Annotated in this window: 2 rRNA genes; both read left to right on the plus strand. The window is 53.3% G+C overall.

The annotated features are described in order from the left end of the window. Nucleotides 1–121 precede the first annotated feature (121 nt). Nucleotides 122–3031: ribosomal RNA gene (locus Xhom_RS07965) — 23S ribosomal RNA — on the plus strand. A 78-nt stretch (nt 3032–3109) separates the two neighbouring features. Next, nucleotides 3110–3225, plus strand: a 5S ribosomal RNA gene (gene rrf / locus Xhom_RS07970). Nucleotide 3226: the final 1 nt, after the last annotated feature.

The raw sequence follows: 3226 nt of genomic DNA on the forward strand, positions 1-3226 counted from the left end.
TGCTCTTTAACAATCTGGAACAAGCTGAAAATTTGAAACAATCAGTACTGTAACCGCGCTAAGGCGGCAGTATTGAGGAGTCTCTCAATCACTCCAGTCCGAAGACACCTTCGGGTTGTGAGGTTAAGCGACTAAGCGTACACGGTGGATGCCTAGGCAGTCAGAGGCGATGAAGGGCGTGCTAATCTGCGATAAGCGCCGGTAAGGTGATATGAACCGCAATAACCGGCGATACCCGAATGGGGAAACCCAGTGCAATCCGTTGCACTATCATTAACTGAATTCATAGGTTAATGAGGCGAACCGGGGGAACTGAAACATCTCAGTACCCCGAGGAAAAGAAATCAACCGAGATTCCCCCAGTAGCGGCGAGCGAACGGGGAGCAGCCCAGAACCAACATCAGCATCCGCGTCAGGAGAACGGTCTGGAAAGGCCGGCAGTAAAGGGTGATAGCCCCGTATCTGAAGACGCAGGTGGTGTGAGTTCGACGAGTAGGGCGGGACACGTGGTATCCTGTCTGAACATGGGGGGACCATCCTCCAAGGCTAAATACTCCTGACTGACCGATAGTGAACCAGTACCGTGAGGGAAAGGCGAAAAGAACCCCGGCGAGGGGAGTGAAACAGAACCTGAAACCGTGTACGTACAAGCAGTGGGAGCCTTGATTTATCAGGGTGACTGCGTACCTTTTGTATAATGGGTCAGCGACTTATATTCTGTAGCAAGGTTAACCGTATAGGGGAGCCGCAGGGAAACCGAGTCTTAACTGGGCGTTAAGTTGCAGGGTATAGACCCGAAACCCGGTGATCTAGCCATGGGCAGGTTGAAGGTTGGGTAACACTAACTGGAGGACCGAACCGACTAATGTTGAAAAATTAGCGGATGACTTGTGGCTGGGGGTGAAAGGCCAATCAAACCGGGAGATAGCTGGTTCTCCCCGAAAGCTATTTAGGTAGCGCCTCGTGAATTCATCTTCGGGGGTAGAGCACTGTTTCGGCTAGGGGGTCATCCCGACTTACCAACCCGATGCAAACTGCGAATACCGAAGAATGTTATCACGGGAGACACACGGCGGGTGCTAACGTCCGTCGTGAAGAGGGAAACAACCCAGACCGCCAGCTAAGGTCCCCAAGTCATGGTTAAGTGGGAAACGAAGTGGGAAGGCTCAGACAGCCAGGATGTTGGCTTAGAAGCAGCCATCATTTAAAGAAAGCGTAATAGCTCACTGGTCGAGTCGGCCTGCGCGGAAGATGTAACGGGGCTAAACCATGCACCGAAGCTGCGGCAGCGACACTCAGGTGTTGTTGGGTAGGGGAGCGTTCTGTAAGCCTGCGAAGGTGTGCTGTGAGGCATGCTGGAGGTATCAGAAGTGCGAATGCTGACATAAGTAACGATAAAGCGGGTGAAAAACCCGCTCGCCGGAAGACCAAGGGTTCCTGTCCAACGTTAATCGGGGCAGGGTGAGTCGACCCCTAAGGCGAGGCCGAAAGGCGTAGTCGATGGGAAACGGGTTAATATTCCCGTACTCGGTGTTACTGCGAAGGGGGGACGGAGAAGGCTAGGCTGGCCGGGCGACGGTTGTCCCGGTTTAAGCGTGTAGGTGGGAAGAATTGGTAAATCCGTTCTTCTGTTAACACTGAGGCGTGATAACGAGGCACTACGGTGCTGAAGTAGCTGATGCCCCGCTTCCAGGAAAAGCCTCTAAGCTCCAGGTAACATTGAATCGTACCCCAAACCGACACAGGTGGTCAGGTAGAGAATACTCAGGCGCTTGAGAGAACTCGGGTGAAGGAACTAGGCAAAATGGTGCCGTAACTTCGGGAGAAGGCACGCTGGCGTTAGGTGAAAAGACACGCTCTTGGAGCCGAGGCCAGTCGCAGATACCAGCTGGCTGCAACTGTTTAATAAAAACACAGCACTGTGCAAACACGAAAGTGGACGTATACGGTGTGACGCCTGCCCGGTGCTGGAAGGTTAATTGATGGGGTTATCCGTAAGGAGAAGCTCTTGATCGAAGCCCCAGTAAACGGCGGCCGTAACTATAACGGTCCTAAGGTAGCGAAATTCCTTGTCGGGTAAGTTCCGACCTGCACGAATGGCGTAATGATGGCCAGGCTGTCTCCACCCGAGACTCAGTGAAATTGAACTCGCTGTGAAGATGCAGTGTACCCGCGGCAAGACGGAAAGACCCCGTGAACCTTTACTATAGCTTGACACTGAACCTTGAGCCTTGATGTGTAGGATAGGTGGGAGGCTGAGAAGTGTGGACGCCAGTCTGCATGGAGCCAACCTTGAAATACCACCCTTGAATGTTTGATGTTCTAACGTAGGCCCGTGAACCGGGTTGCGGACAGTGTCTGGTGGGTAGTTTGACTGGGGCGGTCTCCTCCCAAAGCGTAACGGAGGAGCACGAAGGTTAGCTAATCACGGTCGGACATCGTGAGGTTAGTGCAATGGCATAAGCTAGCTTGACTGCGAGAGTGACAGCTCGAGCAGGTACGAAAGTAGGTCATAGTGATCCGGTGGTTCTGAATGGAAGGGCCATCGCTCAACGGATAAAAGGTACTCCGGGGATAACAGGCTGATACCGCCCAAGAGTTCATATCGACGGCGGTGTTTGGCACCTCGATGTCGGCTCATCACATCCTGGGGCTGAAGTAGGTCCCAAGGGTACGGCTGTTCGCCGTTTAAAGTGGTACGCGAGCTGGGTTTAGAACGTCGTGAGACAGTTCGGTCCCTATCTGCCGTGGGCGTTGGAAGATTGAAAGGGGCTGCTCCTAGTACGAGAGGACCGGAGTGGACGCACCACTGGTGTTCGGGTTGTCATGCCAATGGCACTGCCCGGTAGCTAAGTGCGGAAGAGATAACCGCTGAAAGCATCTAAGCGGGAAACTTGCCTTGAGATGAGTCTTCCCTTGTCCCTAGAGGACACTAAAGGAACGTTCGAGACGAGGACGTAGATAGGCTGGGTGTGTAAGCGTTGCGAGACGTTGAGCTAACCAGTACTAATGAACCGTGCGGCTTAACCTGACAACACCGAAGGTGTTTTGGGGTGAGAGAGCAGTTTCAGAGACTAATCAGCTTGTTCGAGATGAGAAACAGAATTTGTCTGGCGGCAATAGCGCGGTGGTCCCACCTGACCCCATGCCGAACTCAGCAGTGAAACGCCGTAGCGCCGATGGTAGTGTGGGGTCTCCCCATGTGAGAGTAGGGAACTGCCAGACA

The sequence above is a fragment of the Xenorhabdus hominickii genome (assembly GCF_002632725.1).
Taxonomy (GTDB): domain Bacteria; phylum Pseudomonadota; class Gammaproteobacteria; order Enterobacterales; family Enterobacteriaceae; genus Xenorhabdus; species Xenorhabdus hominickii.